The sequence below is a fragment of the Paraburkholderia sp. BL27I4N3 genome (assembly GCF_003386115.1).
Taxonomy (GTDB): Bacteria; Pseudomonadota; Gammaproteobacteria; order Burkholderiales; family Burkholderiaceae; genus Paraburkholderia.
The window spans coordinates 3918245-3936628 of record NZ_QREJ01000001.1 but is presented as its reverse complement, the minus strand read 5'-3'; the positions used below and the strand labels follow the sequence as shown (position 1 = coordinate 3936628).

The following is an 18384-nucleotide window of genomic DNA, read 5'->3' as shown; positions in this document are numbered from 1 at the left end:
GAGATGAGCGATAACGGCGGCAGCCCGCGCAAAAGCAGTTTTGGCCAGTCGATGCGTGCGGTGTTCTGGTCGTTTTTCGGGGTGCGCAAGCGTCGCGATCTGGAGGCGGACGCCACGCAGCTGAACCCGCTGCACGTGATCGCGGCAGCATTGATCTGCGCGGCCATTTTTATCGTGGCGCTGATTCTGATCGTGCGCGCCGTAGTAGGTTGAAGCGCCAGACGCACGCGTAGAATCGGGCAAAGCAGCGCCCGGAAATTAGAGCGAAGCGGTGCGGTATCGACGCGCCGCCGAAGATACAGCCGGAGCTTCCGGAACAACTGGACTGAAGTGGAGAATCAAGAATGAGCGGTCAAAACGAGAGCCCGTACTATTTCGTACCGCATCCGTCGCGGCATCCGATCAGCGCCGCTGCTGGGTTGCTGGTCATGCTCGGATCGCTTGCGGCCTGGATCAACGAACACGACTGGGCGCCGATCGGCGTTGTGGCCGGTTTGTTGTGGCTGCTCTTTACGCTGTGGCACTGGTTCGGCGACGCGATCGCCGAGTCGGAAGGCGGCATGTACGGCAAGAACGTCGACAAGTCGTATCGCTGGAGCATGAGCTGGTTCATTTTCTCCGAAGTGATGTTCTTCGGTGCATTCTTCGGCGCGCTCTTCTATGCGCGTGAAATCGCGCTGCACCAACTGGGCAGCCTCGATTACAAGCTGATCTGGCCGGACTTCTCGGCGGTGTGGCCGAACAACGGTCCGGCAGCGCTGGTCTCGACCTTCAAGTCGATGCAACCGTGGCCGGTGCCGACCATCAACACGGCGTTGCTGCTTTCCTCGGGCGCGACGCTGACGGTCTCGCACCACGCGCTGCGTGAAGATCATCGCAAGAAGGCGATCATCTGGCTGGCCGCAACGCTCGTGCTTGGCGTCTGCTTCCTGTTCCTGCAAGGCTTCGAATATTTCCACGCGTACAACGAACTGAATCTGACGCTGAATTCGGGCGTGTACGGTTCGACGTTCTTCCTGCTGACCGGCTTCCACGGCTTCCACGTGTTTCTCGGCGGTACGATGTTGGCCGTTGTGCTGGCGCGTATGATTCGCGGGCACTTCACGGCAGAGCATCACTTCGCGTTCGAAGGCGCGGCCTGGTATTGGCACTTTGTGGACGTCGTGTGGCTCGGACTGTACGTCGTCGTGTACTGGCTGTAACGCAGCCTCGCCTGCACCGACCGAGAACCTCGGAATGCGTGCAGGCCGTTCGCGCTGGATTCTTCGGGGCGCGGCGTACGAGCAACAACGCAAGACAGCAGTACGTAAGACTTGAGCAGCGCCGCCCTCGACCCTGTCAGGGCGGCGTTTTGTTTGGCGGCGTGGAGATTTTTCCGCCGGGCTCAGCGCCCGTAAGGAATACCGGTCGACTGAATCCAGCCCATCCAGTGAGCAAAGAGGATGAACAGGAACAGCGAGATCGACAGGCCCACCCGCGTGGCGAGCGACCAGACCATCCGCTTGGTTTTGCCCTTGTCATGCATCATGAAGTACAGCGCCGACACCATGCTGGCGATGATCAGGACGAAGGCGATGGGAACGAGAATGTGCATGGAACCAGCTGAGACCGGAAAGCGCAGAGGCAAGATGTTTATTATCGCACCGCGCGCTTGCGTTTGCCGGTCGTTCCCTGTTGCGCCGCACGCGGCTGACGAGCGTGCGCGATGAAGTTTCGCTTCGTTCCCGCGCTGCTGATTCTTCTGGTGATGGTGGTAACGGTGCGGCTGGGTTTCTGGCAGCGCGACCGCGCGCATCAAAAGGAAGCGCTCGAAGCGCAAATCACGCAGTTCGAGAATGCGCCCGCGCAACCGGTGGGCGCCGCGCCGGTTCAGTTGAAGGACATCGAGTTTCATCGCGTGAAGGCGCGTGGCAGTTTCGTCGCGGACAAGGTCGTCTACCTCGATAATCGTCCGTATAACGACCAGCCGGGCTTTTACGTCGTGATGCCTTTTAAACTGGCCGGCGGCGGTTACGTGCTGGTCAATCGTGGCTGGTTGCCGCGCAATATGAATAATCGCGAAACCATCGCGCCGTACACGACGCCGCAAGGCGAAATTGAAATCGAAGGCATTGCCCGTGCCGACGCTTCGCGCGCGTACGAGTTGGGGCATGGCGGCTCGGCTGAGCATCAACTGATCCGCCAGAATCTGGATGTCGCCGCGTACGCTGCGGAAACCGGGCTGCCGCTGCAATCGTTCGTGATTCAGCAGTTGAGCGACGACGGCGACAAGCTGGTGCGCGATTGGCCCGCGCCGACTGAAGGCGTCGAGCGCAACTACGGCTACATGTTCCAGTGGTGGGGCATGGCGGCCGCCGCGCTGGTCTTCGGCCTGTATGCCGCGCGCCGCGCCGCGAAGAAAGAGCACGCGCCGGGCGCGTAATGCAGCACATGCGGCTTGTGGCCCAGGTTCGAGCCGCAAGCCGCGCAATCATTGAAAGAGGTCCGTAGTGTCGACGCAATCTCCCCGTTCGCCGCAAGCCGGCAAACCCGCAGCACCCCGCGCCATGCCCGGCCAACCCAACGGCAAAGGCTCGTGGCAACGCGGCCGCTGGATGCTGCTGCTGGTGGCGATCATCTGCGGCGCGCCGATAGCAGTGTCGTATTTCATGTACTACGTGATCAAGCCGGCCGGCGGCACCTCGAGCTACGGCACGCTAGTCGAACCGCAACGCCCGATCCCCGATTCGCTCACGGTCACCGGCGAGGACGGCAAGCCCGTCAAGTTCGCCACGCTGCGCGGCCACTGGCTGATGATTTCCGTCGACAACAGTGCGTGCGACAAAGCGTGCGTCACCAAGCTCTACTTCATGCGACAAATCCGCGCAGCTCAGGGCCCGGAGCGCGAGCGCGTAGTGGAAGTGTGGCTGCGCACCGATGCAGGCAACGTGTCTGACGTGATACAAAAGGCGTATCCCGACACCGACATGATGATTGCCGATCCGGCGCAGGTGTCCGCATGGCTACCTACCGACAACGGCACCAAGGTCACCGAGCACATCTACCTGGTCGATCCGAACGGCAATCTGATGATGCGTTTCCCGAAAGATCCGAATCCCAGCAAGATCAAAGGCGACCTGACCAAGCTGCTCAAATGGTCGCGCATCGGCTGATGCCGCAATATAGGTAAGAGAGATGTTCGTACTGCAACTGGCTCTGATCGGCTTGTGTATCGCGTTGTTGCCGCTGTCCTACGTATGGGTCAAGGCAGACGACAACAAATTCGGCAAGCTGGTCTGGCTCACCACCTTTCTCACGCTCGACCTGGTGATGTTCGGCGGCTTCACGCGGCTCACCGATTCCGGCCTCGGCTGTCCGGACTGGCCGGGCTGTTACGGCACCTCGTCGCCGTTTATCGCGCATGCGGCGATCACGGCCGCTCATCAGGCGATGCCCACCGGACCGGTCAGCATGACGAAGGCCTGGATCGAAATGATCCACCGTTACTTCGCGATGGCGATCGGCGTGCTGATCATCGCGCAGACCGTGATCGTGTGGACGGCGCGCATCAAGCGGCGTCCGCTGCATGTGTCACCGTGGTGGCCGACCTCGTTGCTGCTGCTGATTCTGGTGCAAGGCGCGTTCGGCGCCTGGACCGTGACGATGAAGCTGCAACCGATCATCGTGACCACGCACTTGCTGCTCGGCCTCGCGCTGCTGGGCACGCTCGGCTGGCTGGCCGCGCGGCAAACGCCGTTGCCAGCCTACGAGCCTGAAGCGGCGCGCTGGCGCGCGGCGGCGATTGCGGGCCTGGTGCTGCTGATCGCGCAAATCGCTTTGGGCGGCTGGGTCAGCACCAACTACGCGGTGCTCGCGTGCACGGATTTCCCGACCTGCAACGGCCAATGGGTCCCGCCGATGGACTTCACGCACGGCTTCCACCTGTGGCGCGCGCTCGGCATGACCGGCGACGGCGACATGATCACGCAGGATGCGCTGGTGGCGATTCATTGGACCCACCGCACATTCGCCATCGTTGTGGTCGCGTATCTGGTGTGGTTCGCGCTGAAACTGCGCCGCTTCGAGTCGTTGCGGCGCCCCGCAAACGGCGTGCTGCTGGTGGTGCTGATCCAGTTCATCACCGGGCTGTCGAACATCGTTCTGCAATGGCCGTTGCCCATTGCGGTCGCGCATAACGGTGGAGCCGCGATCCTGCTGCTTCTGCTCGTTATGTTAAACTTTCGGATCGCTTATAGCCGTCCCGGCCGCGCCGTGCTCCCTGCGCGCGATGCCGCGCCAGCGTGACTCCACATGGACAGCACAACACTCTCCCAAACGCCCGGCAGCCGGGTCTCCCAGTACATCGCCCTGACGAAGCCGCGCGTCACGCAACTCGCCGTGTTCTGCGCCGTCATCGGCATGTTCCTGTCGACGCCCGGCATGGTGCCCTGGACTCCGCTGATCGGCGGCACCGTCGGCATCTGGTTGCTGGCCGGCGCGGCGTTCGCCATCAATTGTCTCGTCGAGCAGAAGATCGACGCCAAGATGCGCCGCACTTCGTGGCGGCCGTCCGCGCGCGGCGAAATCACCACCGCGCAGATTCTGCTGTTCTCGGCCGTGCTCGGCGGCCTCGGCATGTGGACGCTTTATACATTCGCCAATCCGCTCACCATGTGGCTCACGCTGGCCACGTTCGTGGGCTATGCCGTCATCTATACGCTGCTGCTCAAGCCTGCCACGCCGCAGAATATCGTGATCGGCGGTGCCTCGGGCGCCATGCCGCCGGCGCTTGGCTGGGCCGCGGTCACCGGTCATGTGCCGGGCGACGCGTGGATCCTGGTCCTGATCATCTTCGTGTGGACGCCACCGCATTTCTGGGCGCTCGCGCTGTATCGCCGCAAAGACTACGAAAACGCCGGCCTGCCGATGCTGCCGAACACGCACGGCGAGAAGTACACGCGCCTGCATATTCTGCTGTACACGGTGATCCTGTTCGCGGTCACCATGATGCCGTTCATCTCCGGCATGAGCGGCGTGGTGTATCTCGCGGCGGCCGTGCTGCTGGGTGCCGTGTTCCTTGCCTATGCGTGGAAGATCTATCGCGAGTACTCGGACGATCTGGCGCGTAAGACCTTCCGTTATTCGATCGTCTATCTCTCGCTGCTGTTCGCCGCGCTGCTGATCGACCACTATGCGCGCGTCCTGATCGGCGCGTAAGACCATGCTCAATATCCGCTTCGCGCGCACGGCGCGTGCTGCTGTGATCGCTTGCGCGTTCGGTGCCGCGTTGCTGATAGCAGGCTGCGGCAAGCAGCCGCCGGCGTTCCAGAATCTCGACATCACCGGTAATACCCAGTTCGGCAGCGACTTCTCGCTACCCGATACGGGCGGCCATGTCCGCACTTTGGCGGACTACAAGGGCAAGGTGGTGGTGCTGTTCTTCGGCTACACACATTGCCCGGACGTTTGCCCGACCACCATGGCCGAGCTCTCGCAAGCGTTGCAGCAGCTCGGCCCGGAAGACGCGAAGCGCGTGCAGGTATTGTTCGTCACCGTCGATCCGGAGCGCGATACACCGGCTCTGCTCGCGCAATACGTGCCAGCATTCAACCCGACGTTCGTCGGCTTGCGTCCGGCCGATCAGGCGCAACTCACCAAGATCACGAAGGACTTCCGCGTCTACTACGCGAAGGTGCCGGGCAAGACGCCTGACAGCTACACGATGGACCACACGGCCGCGAGCTATGTGTTCGACACAGACGGCAAGCTGCGTCTGTTCGCGCGTGATGGCCAGGGCGCGACGCCGTGGGTGCACGACATCAAGCTGCTGCTCGACTGACGCGCATAGCCGTAAGGGCGCGTGTCGTATCGCGCGCCCGTTTTCACATCTCTTCCCTTTCCAACGCTCAAGCCGGAATCGGCAGATTCAACCCCGGCGCGAGCCGCGTCGCCTTGAATTCCGTCACCTCATAGCGCGCGAGCTTCTGCTGCGCGAACGGGTCGCTAGCAAGAATCTCGTCCAGCTTCTCGCGCTCGACGCGGACCGCCAGAATGATGCCGCCGTTGCGCGGCACTTTCGGTCCTGCGGCGACGAACACGCCTGCGTCGAACTGTTGCGTCAGAAACGCGCGGTGCGCTTCCAGCGCGTCGTCGACGCGTTCGAGCGGTGCGGTGTAGATAAGGTCGATGACGTACATGGGCGTGGTTCTCTCTGCAAGGGAATGAGCCGCATCGAGCATGCGGCCGCAGTCTCCAATTATCGTGCAGAGACCGTTCCGATGCGTGAATTCAATCCGCACGCATGCCGCGCGTCGCGCCCGCCGGCCTCCTCGCAGCGTCTCTCAAGTTGCCCGTTTGTGATGCCGTTATATCGATAGCAATCGTTTGCGCGCGATATGCAATCGCACTCTTGCGACTGCGAACGGAACATGAATCACACGAGAGAGACCACAACAATGAGCAGGATGAGTTTGAACCGCAAACTATGGCTGTCGCTCGCGCTCGTCTGGCTGGGGCTGCTGGGGGTCGGGCTGTGGAGCGCGGTCGAAACGCGCAGCATGATGCTGGCCGAGCGCAAGGCGGGCATGGTGAATCTGGTCGATGCCGCGCAAGGTATCGTGAACGGTTATTACGCGCTCTCGCAGAGCGGCAAGCTGAGCGAAGCCGACGCACAGCGCGAAGCGCTCGCTCGTCTTGCGACCATGCGCTACGGCGAATCCGGCTACCTGTTCGTGATGGATTCGAAGCCCGTCGTGCTGATGCATCCCACGCTGCCGCAGATGACCGGCAAGCCGGTCGGCGACTTCAAGGATCCGGACGGCAAGCTCTTGTACGTGGCAATCGTCGACGCGGCCAAGGCGAGCGGCCGCGGTTTCGCGGAGTATCGCGGACGCCTGCCGCACAGCGAAACGGCGGTGCCGAAAATCAGCTACGTGGTGCGTTTCGCGCCGTGGGACTGGAACATCACGAGCGGCGTGTTCATCAAGGACATCGATACGGTGTACTACGTGACGCTGCTCGGCCACCTGGCCGTGGTGCTGGTGATCGGCGCGATCATCTCGCTGGCGATGCTGCTGATTATCCGCAATGTGCGCGCGAGCCTCGGCGGCGAGCCCGATCAGGCGGCGCGACTCGCGGCGAGTATCGCGCAAGGCGACCTGACGCAAGTGGTCGAGGTTCGTCCGCAGGACAAGACGAGCATGATGGCGGCCATGCATGACATGCAGGACCGCTTGCAGCAGACCATCGGCGAGATTCGACGCTCGGCGGAATCCATTGCGTCGGCGACGCAGCAGATCGCGGCCGGCAACGGCGATCTGTCGCAGCGCACCGAGCAACAGGCGGCTTCGTTGCAGGAGACCGCGGCGAGCATGGAAGAACTCACCGCAACGGTCAAGCAGAACGCCGACAACGCGCGGCAAGCAAGCGGACTTGCGCACAACGCGTCCGAAATCGCGACGCGCGGCAACGACGTGGTAAGCCGTGTGATCGGCACGATGGGCGAGATCAACGATAGCTCGCGGCAGATCGCGGACATCATCGGCGTGATCGAAGGTATCGCGTTTCAGACCAACATTCTTGCGTTGAACGCAGCCGTCGAGGCGGCGCGCGCCGGTGAGCAGGGCCGCGGTTTCGCGGTCGTCGCGGGCGAGGTGCGCAACCTCGCGCAGCGCTCGGGGACGGCGGCCAAGGAGATCAAGCAGTTGATCGGCGCGTCGGTCGAACGTGTGCACAACGGTTCGACACTGGTGCAGCAGGCCGGCACGACGATGGGCGAAATTCTGCAGGCCGTGCGGCGTGTCACTGACATCATGGGCGAGATCGCGGCGGCATCCGAAGAGCAGAGCAGCGGCATTGCCCAGGTCGGCCGCGCCGTCACGCAAATGGACGAAGTGACGCAGCAGAACGCGGCGCTGGTCGAGCAGGCGGCGGCCGCGGCGGCTTCGTTGCAGGATCAGGCGGGGCGTTTGCGCGAGACAGTGAGCGCGTTTCGCGTGAGTGGCGCTGAAGGGAGCGCGCCTGGTTCGGCGGTCGTCGCGGCGCGGAGAGTGACTGCGACGGTGGCGGCGGCAAGGGTCGCGGCGCCGCATGCAACCGCAACCGCAGCGCGCGAAATCGGCACGACGTCGCACTCTGCGTCGGCATCGCCGCATGCGGAGCCGAAATTGTCGGCACCCAACAGGACGTCCGCCACGTCGGCCTTGGCATCGACCCGAGCGTCGGCTTCGTCCGCGCGTATTACGAGCGCCAAGGCTGTCGTGGTGACCACGCCGCGCGCATCCACCGAGGCAGTAAGAGCCACCGCGCCAGACGACGACTGGACCACCTTCTGACTCCCCGCTGCATCGACCGCGTGCCTCTCACATGCACGCGGTCCCCGCCGCTCAAGGCGCATAACCATATGCGATCGTGATATTTCCCATCTCGCTGGGACTATGAGACCATTTCAGGTCAAGTTGGCAGCGCAGGGCCACACGCCATGTGCCGCCGGCTTCCACCCGAATCTGACACCGATCAGAAATCGATTCGCCGTTAATCAATTCATCGATCAAGCCGTCGATTAGAAACAAGCGAGAATCACATGCAGCGCAGAAACATCCTCAAAGCCCTCTCGGCAGTCGTCGCCACTACGGCGATCTTCACCAGCTTCGGCGCGCACGCCGACGACAAAGTCATTAAGGTCGGCACCATCGGCGGCCCGGACGCGCAGATCTGGGAAGTCGTCACCAAGGTGGCAAAGCGCGAAGGCCTGAACGTGAAGGTCGTCGAATTCAACGACTACGTGCAGCCGAACGCCGCGCTCGACGCAGGCGACCTCGACGCGAATAGCTTCCAGCACCAGCCGTACCTCGATAGCCAGATCAAGCAGCGCGGCTACAAGATCGTCAGCGCCGGCCTCACGTACATCTCGCCGCTCGGTATTTATTCGAAGAAGCTGAAGTCGCTGAAGGATCTACCGCAAGGCGCGAAGGTCGCAGTACCGAACGATCCGTCGAACGAAAATCGCGCGCTGCTGTTGCTGCAAACGCAAGGCGTCATCAAGCTGAAGACCGGCGCGGGCACGAACGGCAATAACGCGACGCCGCTCGACGTCGCCGACAATCCGAAGAAGATCAAGCTGGTCGAACTCGACGCCGCGCAACTGCCGCGCTCGCTGTCGGACGTCGACGCCGCCGCGATCAACACGAACTTCGCGTTGGCCGCCGGCCTGCAACCGACCAAAGATGCGATCGCGCTCGAAGACGTGCATAGCCCGTACGCGAACCTGATCGCCGTGCGCACGCAGGACAAGGACAAGCCGTGGGTCAAGAAGCTGGTTGCCGCTTACCAGTCGGAAGACGTGCGCCAGTTCATCAAGACGCAGTTCAAAGGTTCGGTGGTGCCGTCGTTCTAAGCAGCGACGTTTGCTACAGACCTAACTCCCATCGCTCGACCGTCAGGTCCTTGCCGAAACGGCGCTCAGCCGCCGTGCCGGCAAGCCTGAACCCGGCGCGCTCGCACAGGCGGCGCGGTTGTTCGAGCGAGGCGGCCGTGGTCAGCGTGAGCTTCGTATAGCCCGCGCGCTTCGCAAAGCGCACGCATTCGTTCAGCAACTGCGTGCCGATCCCCAAACGCTGCACATCCGGCTCGACCCACAGGAGCCGCACGCCCGCCACCGTCGTCGATACGCCGACGATGCACACCGAGCCGACCACCATCCCGTCCTGATCGGCGACCCAGCACATCTCCCGCAGCGGATCATTGCGTTGCGTGTAATCGGCGACGACCCGCGCGAGCAATCCCTCGAACGACGGATCCCAGCTGTATTGCGCGGCGAACCATTGCGCCTGCCGATGCACGAGCCAGCCGCATTCACCCGCACGCGGCTGACGGAGCACCACGAGTTCGTGACTGGGTTTGTCGCCGAGCAGCCGCTCGATGAGCTTCATCGCGGCGATCAACTGATCCTGGGAGAGGGCCGTGAGGCCGGAAAGCAAGGTCGACACTTCTTCGATCGCCGCGCTGTCGAGCGGGGCATACGCGGCATGGCCGCTATCCGTGAGCGCGATGAGCGACTGGCGCGCATCCGTCTCGGACGGGCGGCGCGTGATCAGATCGCGTCGTTCGAAGCTCGTCAGCAGACGGCTGAGGTAACCGCTGTCGAGACCGAGAGAACGCCCGAGCACCGAGGCCGTTTGCGCGCATCCGCGGGACAGCTCGTGCAGTACGCGCACTTCGGTCAGTGAGAACGCGCTTTTTGCCAGATGCTCATGCAGCGCGCCAATGTGTCGGGTATAGAAGCGGTTGAAATGGCGGACGGCCTGAGCACGCCGCAGCGTCTCGGAATCTGTCAAATGCGGCTCCCAGGGGAATTTTTATAGCTTGCTACTCAGCACTATATTGGAACGCACCCCTTTACAGAAGCGACGCCGACAAAGGCCTGACCGGCACTGGTATTAAAAAGGTATCGATCGCCTCGGGGATGTCAGCGCGCTGAAACCCTGTTTCAGCCAGTTAGCAGGCTTTCTGAAGCTCCATGCGGGTAAATCCTGGGCTCCAAAAAACCCTCTCCGGCGCCTCCGCACGCCCCTCTAAGCCTTATTCAGCAAGGCTTTGCACCGGATCGTACCGGCATGGAACCAGTTGGTTGACTGGTATTATGTTGGTTATATAATGGGCTCTCATTTTTCGTAGGCCTACCTTTTCGCGAAGGCCGCCGGAGCCCCATGGAAACTCGCTGGTCCGCACTGATGCCTGACGCCCGCAACGTCACGCCACTCTATTTGCAGCTCGCGCGCAATCTTGCGACGGCGATTCACTGCGGCGTGTGGTCGGCGGGCGAGGCGTTGCCCTCGGAGCGCACGCTCTCGGACGCGATCGGCGTGTCGCGTATCACGGCGCGCAAGGCGATTGAGTTGCTGGTCGAACAAGGTTTGATCCGGCGCGCTCGCGGCGCGGGCAGCTTCATCACACCGCGCGTCGAAGATCCGCTTTCGCGGCTCACCGGCTTCACCAAGAAGATGCAGCAACGCGGTTTCCGGCCGGATTCGGTGTGGCTCGAGCGCGATATCCGCGCCGCCAATCGCGACGAACTGGTGCACCTCGGGTTGTCGCCCGGCGCGGCGGTGACGAGTCTGCGGCGGCTGCGGCGCGCGGATGGCATTGTCATGGCGGTCGAGCATTCGGCGCTGCCGTCGGCGATCGTGCCCGATCCGCATGCCGTCGGCGATTCGCTTTACAGCTATCTCGAACAACGCGGAGCCGCCGTGGTGCGCGCGTTGCAGCACTTCCGCGCGGTCAACGCGTCGAGCGAGATCGCTTCGCTGATGGATATCGAACCGCGCTCGGCGCTGCTGGTCATTACCCGTATCGGCTATAGCGCCGATCAGCGCGCAATCGAGTTGACCGATACGTATTGCCGCGATGACTACTACGACTTCGTCGCTGAATTGCGCACCTGAGCTGACCGGCTGAGTCCGCGCGCGCAGCCTGCAAGTTCAGGTGCGGCGCAGACAAAGCGCCATTCAGTCACACCCCGTATCACGCCTCACCAGAGAGACTCATGCTGACCGGAAACATACTCACCACCGATGGGTGGATTCACGGCACGCTCGAATACGAAAACGGCCGCATCACGGCGCTCACCGGCGAACGCGTCGATCCGTCGACCAACGACGCGCCGTACATCCTGCCCGGCTTCATCGATCTGCACGTGCATGGCGGCGGCGGCTCCGACGTAATGGAAGGCGGCAACGCGGTCGAAACCATCACGCGCACGCATGCGCGTTACGGCACGACCAGCCTGCTCGCCACCACCATGACCGCGCCGCGCGACGAGCTGATGGCCGTCGTCGCGGAACTGGGCAACAACGCGCGGATTCGCACGCCCGGCGGCGCGCGTGTGCTCGGCGTGCATCTGGAAGGGCCGTACATCAATCCCGGCAAGCTCGGCGCGCAACCGGACGCGGCGGTCTCGGCAGTCATGGACGAAGTGCTGAAGTATCTGTCCATCGCGCCGATTCGCGTGGTCACGCTGGCGCCGGAAATTGCCGGCCATATGGAGATCATCTCCGAGATGGCGGCGCGCGGCGTGCGTGTGCAACTGGGCCACTCGCTCGGCACCTACGACGACGCCGTCGCCGCGCTCAAGCATGGCGCCTGCGGCTTCACGCATCTGTTCAACGCCATGTCGCCGCTGCACCATCGCAATCCCGGCCTCGTCGGCGCGGCGCTCGCGCACGCCGAGTTCGCCGAAATCATTCCCGATCTGCTGCACGTCCATCCGGGGGCGATCCGCGCTGCGTTGCGCGCGATTCCGCGTCTCTATGTGGTCACGGACAGCACCTCGGCCACGGGCATGCCCGACGGTGAATACCGTCTCGGCAGCCAGCATGTGACGAAGTGCCTCGGCGGCGTGCGTCTCGCCGATGGCACGCTCGCCGGCAGCACCCTGACCATGGATCAGGCGCTGCGCAATCTTGTGTCGATCGGCTTGCCGATCGCCGATGTATCGAACCGTTTGTCGCGCTACGCCGCCGACTACCTGGGCATTGAAGACCGCGGCCGCATCGCGCGCGGCGCATGGGCCGATGTGGTCGTGTTCGATCGTGAACTGGCGTTGAGCGCGACTTACGTCGAAGGAGAAGCAATTGTCGAATATGCTTAAAGAGGCGCTGGCGTCCGCCGAAACGGTCGCCGCGCAACTCACGGATACCTCGCGCGTCGAGGCATTGGCGGCGAAGCTGGCACAGCAGCCGCGCCATGTCGCGCTGACGGTCGCGCGCGGCAGCTCGGATCACGCGGCGAGTTATTTCGCGAGCCTGACGATGAGCCGCCTGGGCGTGCCGGTGGCCTCGCTGCCGATGTCGGTGGCCACGCTGCAACAGGCGCCACTGCAAGTGCGCGACCAACTCGCGCTGGCGTTCTCGCAATCGGGCAAGAGCCCGGATCTGGTCGGCACCATGGAAGCGCTGCGCAAAGCCGGCGCGTTGACCGTCGCCGCCGTGAACGTGTCGGGCTCACCTCTGGCCGACGCGTGTGAGTTCGAGTTGCCGCTCGTCGCCGGTCCGGAATTGAGCGTCGCGGCTACCAAGAGCTACATCGCGATGCTGTCGATCTCCGCACAGCTCGTCGCACATTGGCAGAAGGACGCCGAATTGCTTGCCGCGTTGAAAACGCTGCCCGAGGCGCTGCGTACGGCGGGTGAACTCGACTGGTCGACGGCCGTGGAAGAACTGCGCGGCATCGAGCGCATGATCGTGATCGGCCGCGGCCTGGGTCTCGCCATCGCGCAGGAAGCCGCGTTGAAGCTGAAGGAAACCTCCGGCATTCAGGCCGAGGCGTTTTCGAGCGCGGAAGTGCGTCACGGTCCGATGGAGCTGATCGATCGCGACTATCCGCTGCTGGTCTTCGCGCCGCGCGGACCTGAGCAGGCCGGCTTGCTGCAACTCGCGCGCGACATGAAGGCGCGCGGCGCCCGCGTGCTGCTCGCGGCGTCGGCCGATGTGCCGGAAGCCACGCTGCCGCTCGCCACCACCGCCCATGCGGCGCTCGATCCGATCGCTGCAATCCTGTCCTTTTACGTGATGGCCGCCGGCCTTGCCGCCGCGCGCGGGCGCAATCCCGATGCGCCGCGCCATCTCAACAAAGTCACCGAAACTCACTGACGAGAAATCAGATGCGACGTGTCGAGGAGTCCCGCTTGATGAGCCATTCTGAAGGCCATATTGTTTTGCTCGCGCCCATGACCGGTCCGGTCGTGCCGCTCGCGAACGTGCCCGACCCTGTGTTTTCGGGCGGCATGTTCGGCGACGGCATCGGCGTCGATCCGCTCGAAGGCCGACTCGTCGCGCCGTGCGACGGTACGGTCACCCATCTGGCGCGCACCGGTCACGCTGTGACGCTGGCTACTGCCGAGGGCGCCGAGATTCTGCTGCATATCGGTATCGATACGGTCGAACTGAACGGCAAGGGTTTCGCGCCGATGGTCGCTCAAGGCGCTCAAGTGCGCGCCGGCGACGTGCTGATCGAGTTCGATCAGGATCAGGTCGCGCTGAATGCGCCGAGCCTCGTGTCGGTGATCGCGATTGCCAATTCGGACGCGTTCGAGATCGTCGAGCGCGTGCAAGGCGGCCTGCTGAAGGCGGGCGAAACGCCGCTGCTGCTGCTGCTGCGCGCGCGCGGCGGCGCGGCCGCCGAGGCGTCCCGCCAGGCGAGTGCAGCCAACGTGACGGAAGAAGCCCGTCAGCAAGTCACGCTGATTCACGCAGGCGGTCTGCATGCACGTCCGGCGGCGCGTGCGCGTGAAGCGGCACGTGGATTCGATGCACGCGTCGAAGTGCGTTACGAAGGGCGTAAAGCGGCGATCGAAAGCGTGGTCGGTTTGCTTGCCCTTGGCGCTGGAGAAGGCGCGACCATCGAGTTGCTCGGCGTCGGTCCGCAAGCTGCAGCCGCTGTGGCCGCAATTGCAAACGAACTGACGCGCGAAGCGCACGGCGAAGTCGAAGAGAAACCGGCGCGCCAAAGCTCGCCTGCGCCGCAAGCTGTTGCTCGCCCGGCGGGCGAGACGCTTGCACCGAATACGCTCGCCGGCGTCTGCGCGGCGCCGGGCGTCGCGGTCGGCAAGCTGGTGCGCTGGGACGACGCGGACATCGATCCGCCCGAAAAGGCGACCGGCACGTCCGCAGCGGAAAGCCGTTTGCTCGACAAGGCGATTGCCACCGTCGATGCCGACCTCGATACGACGGTGCGTGACGCCTCACAGCGCGGCGCGGTTGGCGAAGCGGGTATTTTCTCCGTGCATCGCGTGCTGCTCGAAGACCCCACGCTGCTCGACGCCGCGCGCGATCTGATCAGCCTCGGCAAAAGCGCCGGCTTTGCGTGGCGCGAAGCGATCCGCGCACAGATCGCGATCCTGTCGAATATCGAAGACGCGTTGCTCGCGGAACGTGCCGCCGATCTGCGCGACATCGAGAAGCGCGTGCTGCGCGCGCTGGGTTACACGAACGCTGCGGCGCGCACGCTGCCGGAAGAAGCCGTGCTGGCGGCTGAAGAGTTCACGCCGTCCGATCTGTCGACGCTGGATCGTACGCGTGTCACCGCCTTGGTGATGGCACGCGGCGGCGCGACCTCGCACGCGGCGATTCTCGCGCGTCAGGCGGGCATTCCCGCGCTGGTCGCAGTCGGCGATGCACTGCATGCGATTCCCGAAGGCACGCAAGTGGTGGTGAACGCCACGACTGGCCGCCTCGAATTCGCGCCGACCGAACTCGATGTGGAACGCGCGCGTCTCGAGCGCACGCGTTTGGCCGATGTGCGCGAAGCAAACCGCCGCACCTCGCAGCAAGCGGCGGTCACGGCCGATGGCCGCGCGATCGAAGTCGCCGCGAACATCGCCACGCTCGACGACGCGAAAACCGCCGTCGAAAACGGCGCTGATTCCGTTGGCCTGTTGCGCACCGAACTGCTGTTCATTCACCGCGCGGCCGCGCCGACCACGGACGAACATCGTCAGAGCTACCAGTCAATTGTCGATGCATTGAGCGGCCGCACCGCGATCATCCGCACGCTGGATGTCGGCGCGGACAAGGAAGTGGACTACCTGACGCTGCCGCCCGAACCGAATCCCGCGCTCGGCTTGCGCGGCATCCGCCTTGCGCAAGTACGCCCGGATCTGCTCGACGATCAGTTGCGCGGCCTGCTGGCGGTGCAGCCGCTCGGCGCCGTGCGCATTCTGTTGCCGATGGTGACCGACGTCGGCGAATTGATCCGCATCCGCAAGCGTATCGATGAATTCGCGCGCGAGTTGGGCCGCACGGAACCGATCGAAGTCGGCGTGATGATCGAAGTGCCGTCGGCGGCGTTGCTGGCCGATCAACTGTCGCAACACGCGGATTTCCTCTCGATCGGCACCAACGATCTGACGCAATACACGCTCGCCATGGACCGTTGTCAGGCCGACCTCGCCGCCCAGGCGGACGGCTTGCATCCGGCCGTGCTGCGCTTGATCGCAGCCACCGTGCAAGGCGCGAACAAGCACGGCAAATGGGTCGGCGTGTGCGGCGCATTGGCGGGCGATCCGCTTGCCGCGCCGCTGCTCATCGGCCTCGGCGTGACCGAACTTTCGGTGGATCCGGTCTCGGTGCCGGGCATCAAGGCGCGGGTGCGCAACCTCGATTATCAGCTGTGCCGTCAACGCGCCCAGGATGCCCTGGCGCTCGAATCGGCGCAGGCGGTAAGAGCAGCAAGCCGCGAAACCTGGCCTTTGGACTGAACCCCACACGGTCCGCAGCCAGCTTCGCTCAATCATCACTCATAGCTACAAAACTCAAGACGCCGTTCAAGAACGGCGTTCAACAAAGAGACAAGGATTGGAGGTATCAATGGATGGGAATCCGTTTCTGAAGATTCAGCGCCTGGGACGCGCGCTGATGCTGCCGATTGCGGTGCTGCCGGTCGCCGGCCTGCTGCTGCGCCTCGGCCAGCCCGATGTGTTCAACATCAAGATGATCGCCGACGCCGGCGGCGCGATCTTCGACAACCTGCCGCTGCTGTTCGCGATCGGCGTGGCGGTCGGTTTTGCGAAAGACAACAACGGCGTGGCGGGTCTGGCGGGTGCGATCGGTTATCTGATCGAAGTCGCGGTGATGAAGGACATCAACGACAAGCTCAACATGGGCGTGTTGTCCGGGATCGTGGCGGGTATCGTCGCGGGTTTGCTTTACAACAGGTACAAAGACATCAAGCTGCCCGATTACCTCGCGTTCTTCGGAGGGAAACGCTTCGTGCCGATTGTCACGGGGGTGGTCTGTCTCGTGCTCGGCATAGCGTTCGGCTACGTGTGGCAACCGGTGCAAGCCGTGATCGATACGGCGGGCCACTGGCTGACCACCGCGGGCGCACTCGGCGCGTTCGTGTTCGGCGTGCTGAACCGCCTGCTGCTGGTCACGGGTTTGCATCACATCCTCAATTCGCTGACGTGGTTCGTGTTCGGCACGTTCACGCCGCCGGGCGGCGCCGCTGTGACGGGCGACCTGCATCGCTTCTTCGCGGGCGATCCGACTGCGGGCACCTTCATGACGGGCTTCTTCCCGGTCATGATGTTCGGCCTGCCGGCTGCGTGTCTCGCGATGTTCCATGAAGCGCCGAAGGAGCGCCGCGCGGTTGTGGGCGGTTTGCTGTTCTCGATGGCACTGACCTCGTTCCTGACGGGCGTGACCGAGCCGATCGAATTCAGCTTCATGTTCCTCGCACCGGTGCTGTATGTGATCCACGCGCTGTTGACGGGCCTCTCGCTCGCCATCTGTTCGGCGCTCGGCATTCACCTCGGCTTCACGTTCTCCGCCGGCGCAATCGACTACGTGTTGAACTACGGTCTGTCGACTCGCGGCTGGTGGGCGATTCCGATCGGCCTCGTCTACATGGTCGTGTACTACGGTCTGTTCCGCTTCTTCATCCGTAAGTTCAACATGGCGACGCCGGGCCGCGAACCCGCCGCTGCCGATGAACAGGTCGACTCGTTTGCCGCGGGTGGTTTCGTATCGCCGGTCGCCGGTGCGGCTGTGCCGCGTGCGCAGCGCTATATCGCGGCGCTGGGCGGCGCGTCGAATCTGTCGGTGGTGGATGCTTGCACGACGCGTCTGCGTTTGTCGGTGGTCGATTCGAACAAGGTCTCCGAAAGCGAGTTGAAGACGATCGGCGCGCGTGGCGTGCTCAAGCGCGGCTCGACCAACGTGCAGGTGATCATCGGACCGGAAGCCGACATCATCGCGGACGAAATCCGCACGGTGATCGCGCAGGGCGGTGGCGAGGCGGTGAAGCCGGTGGCTGCTACTGTGGCGGCTGCGCCGGTTGCGCCGGTTGCGGCTTCGGGTGCTCAAGGCAGCGGCCCGCTCGATCCCGATCCGCTGCGCTGGCTCGCCGTGTTCGGCGGCGCGGGCAACGTGGTGTCGCTGGATGCGGTCGCGGCGACGCGTTTGCGTATCGTCGTGCGCGATCCGTCGGCGGTCGATCGTCAACGTCTGGCGACGCTCGATACAGCATGGGTTTCTGCGGACACGTTCCATATCGTCGTCGGCGACGTTGCGCAACGCTACGCTGAAAAGCTGGCGACGCGCACGACGCAAAGCGGTGGTGCAACGCCTTTGCCGGCGTGACGCATTGCTAGACAAGGGAGCGGCTCGCGCCGCTTCGCATTCGCTTAAGCTGCGATAAAAAAGCGGGACCTTGAATCATTCAAGGTCCCGCTTTTCCGTTTACCGGCCCATCTCAGCCGGCATAGGCCGCCTTAGCGTCTCTTCTGCGCGCTCGTTGCCGCCGACTGGCGCGACTCCAGCCACATCACGTTGATGATGCCGAACGCCAATGCCACGCCGATTCCGAGAATCCAACTGAAATACCACATCGCAAACTCCTCTTGAGCGTCTT

At 63.7% G+C, this 18384-nt stretch carries 18 protein-coding genes; 14 read left to right on the top strand and 4 right to left on the bottom strand.

Annotation, left to right across the window (positions count from 1 at the left end):
* The first annotated feature begins 3 nt into the window (after positions 1–3).
* Both B0G71_RS17760 and B0G71_RS17755 read left to right on the top strand, forming a co-directional pair.
* A complete protein-coding gene (locus B0G71_RS17760) occupies positions 4–213 on the top strand; it encodes a DUF2970 domain-containing protein (protein WP_091796857.1) in 210 nt (69 codons plus the stop codon).
* Between the two features lie 131 nt (positions 214–344).
* Complete coding sequence (locus tag B0G71_RS17755; protein ID WP_106282185.1) at positions 345–1202, top strand: cytochrome c oxidase subunit 3; 858 nt, start codon at positions 345–347, stop codon at positions 1200–1202.
* A 182-nt stretch (positions 1203–1384) separates the two neighbouring features.
* Here the strand turns inward: B0G71_RS17755 and B0G71_RS17750 are convergent, their stop codons facing one another.
* Positions 1385–1594 (bottom strand): twin transmembrane helix small protein, encoded by a 210-nt coding sequence (locus B0G71_RS17750; protein WP_007179452.1) that lies wholly within the window; start codon positions 1592–1594, stop codon positions 1385–1387.
* Between the two features lie 111 nt (positions 1595–1705).
* On the opposite strand from B0G71_RS17750, the gene B0G71_RS17745 reads away from it, so the two are divergent.
* The 5 genes from B0G71_RS17745 (at position 1706) to B0G71_RS17725 (ending at position 5818) form a co-directional block, all read left to right on the top strand.
* On the top strand, positions 1706–2422 hold the full coding sequence (locus B0G71_RS17745; protein ID WP_116143075.1) for an SURF1 family protein: 717 nt from the start codon (positions 1706–1708) through the stop codon (positions 2420–2422).
* A gap of 67 nt (positions 2423–2489) precedes the next feature.
* The gene (locus tag B0G71_RS17740) at positions 2490–3152 is read left to right on the top strand and encodes a cytochrome C oxidase subunit I (protein ID WP_116143073.1); all 663 of its coding nucleotides are present in this window, start codon (positions 2490–2492) and stop codon (positions 3150–3152) included.
* Between the two features lie 22 nt (positions 3153–3174).
* The gene (locus B0G71_RS17735) at positions 3175–4284 is read left to right on the top strand and encodes a heme A synthase (protein ID WP_116143071.1); all 1110 of its coding nucleotides are present in this window, start codon (positions 3175–3177) and stop codon (positions 4282–4284) included.
* Between the two features lie 6 nt (positions 4285–4290).
* The gene (gene cyoE, locus B0G71_RS17730) at positions 4291–5196 is read left to right on the top strand and encodes a heme o synthase (protein WP_007179448.1); all 906 of its coding nucleotides are present in this window, start codon (positions 4291–4293) and stop codon (positions 5194–5196) included.
* Positions 5197–5200: 4 nt separating this feature from the next.
* Positions 5201–5818 carry an SCO family protein gene (locus B0G71_RS17725; RefSeq protein ID WP_116143069.1) on the top strand — a complete coding sequence of 206 codons (618 nt, stop codon included), beginning with the start codon at positions 5201–5203 and terminating at the stop codon, positions 5816–5818.
* 67 nt (positions 5819–5885) lie between these two features.
* On the opposite strand, the gene B0G71_RS17720 is transcribed toward B0G71_RS17725, so the two are convergent.
* Entirely contained in the window at positions 5886–6176 is a 291-nt protein-coding gene (locus B0G71_RS17720; protein WP_116143067.1) for a YciI family protein, read from the bottom strand.
* A 258-nt stretch (positions 6177–6434) separates the two neighbouring features.
* Here B0G71_RS17720 and B0G71_RS17715 point away from each other — a divergent pair, with 258 nt between their 5' ends.
* Both B0G71_RS17715 and B0G71_RS17710 read left to right on the top strand, forming a co-directional pair.
* Positions 6435–8312: a methyl-accepting chemotaxis protein gene (locus B0G71_RS17715; protein WP_116143065.1), complete on the top strand. Its 1878-nt coding sequence runs from the start codon at positions 6435–6437 to the stop codon at positions 8310–8312.
* 248 nt (positions 8313–8560) lie between these two features.
* A complete protein-coding gene (locus B0G71_RS17710; RefSeq protein WP_116143063.1) occupies positions 8561–9373 on the top strand; it encodes a MetQ/NlpA family ABC transporter substrate-binding protein in 813 nt (270 codons plus the stop codon).
* A gap of 13 nt (positions 9374–9386) precedes the next feature.
* Here the strand turns inward: B0G71_RS17710 and B0G71_RS17705 are convergent, their stop codons facing one another.
* The gene (locus B0G71_RS17705; protein ID WP_116143061.1) at positions 9387–10313 is read right to left on the bottom strand and encodes a helix-turn-helix domain-containing GNAT family N-acetyltransferase; all 927 of its coding nucleotides are present in this window, start codon (positions 10311–10313) and stop codon (positions 9387–9389) included.
* Positions 10314–10685: 372 nt separating this feature from the next.
* Here B0G71_RS17705 and B0G71_RS17700 point away from each other — a divergent pair, with 372 nt between their 5' ends.
* The 5 genes from B0G71_RS17700 (at position 10686) to nagE (ending at position 18113) form a co-directional block, all read left to right on the top strand.
* Positions 10686–11420, top strand: a complete 735-nt coding sequence (locus B0G71_RS17700) for a GntR family transcriptional regulator (protein ID WP_106282168.1) — start codon at positions 10686–10688, stop codon at positions 11418–11420.
* A gap of 101 nt (positions 11421–11521) precedes the next feature.
* A complete protein-coding gene (gene nagA, locus B0G71_RS17695) occupies positions 11522–12625 on the top strand; it encodes an N-acetylglucosamine-6-phosphate deacetylase (RefSeq protein WP_106282166.1) in 1104 nt (367 codons plus the stop codon).
* Positions 12618–13625 carry an SIS domain-containing protein gene (locus B0G71_RS17690; protein ID WP_116143059.1) on the top strand — a complete coding sequence of 336 codons (1008 nt, stop codon included), beginning with the start codon at positions 12618–12620 and terminating at the stop codon, positions 13623–13625. Before nagA ends, B0G71_RS17690 begins: the two co-directional genes overlap by 8 nt.
* Positions 13626–13663: 38 nt before the next feature.
* On the top strand, positions 13664–16231 hold the full coding sequence (ptsP, locus tag B0G71_RS17685) for a phosphoenolpyruvate--protein phosphotransferase (protein ID WP_181916785.1): 2568 nt from the start codon (positions 13664–13666) through the stop codon (positions 16229–16231).
* 109 nt (positions 16232–16340) lie between these two features.
* Positions 16341–18113, top strand: coding sequence for an N-acetylglucosamine-specific PTS transporter subunit IIBC (nagE, locus tag B0G71_RS17680; protein WP_116143055.1), 1773 nt, complete (start codon positions 16341–16343; stop codon positions 18111–18113).
* A gap of 131 nt (positions 18114–18244) precedes the next feature.
* On the opposite strand, the gene cydX is transcribed toward nagE, so the two are convergent.
* A complete protein-coding gene (cydX, locus tag B0G71_RS17675) occupies positions 18245–18361 on the bottom strand; it encodes a cytochrome bd-I oxidase subunit CydX (protein ID WP_116143053.1) in 117 nt (38 codons plus the stop codon).
* Positions 18362–18384: the final 23 nt, after the last annotated feature.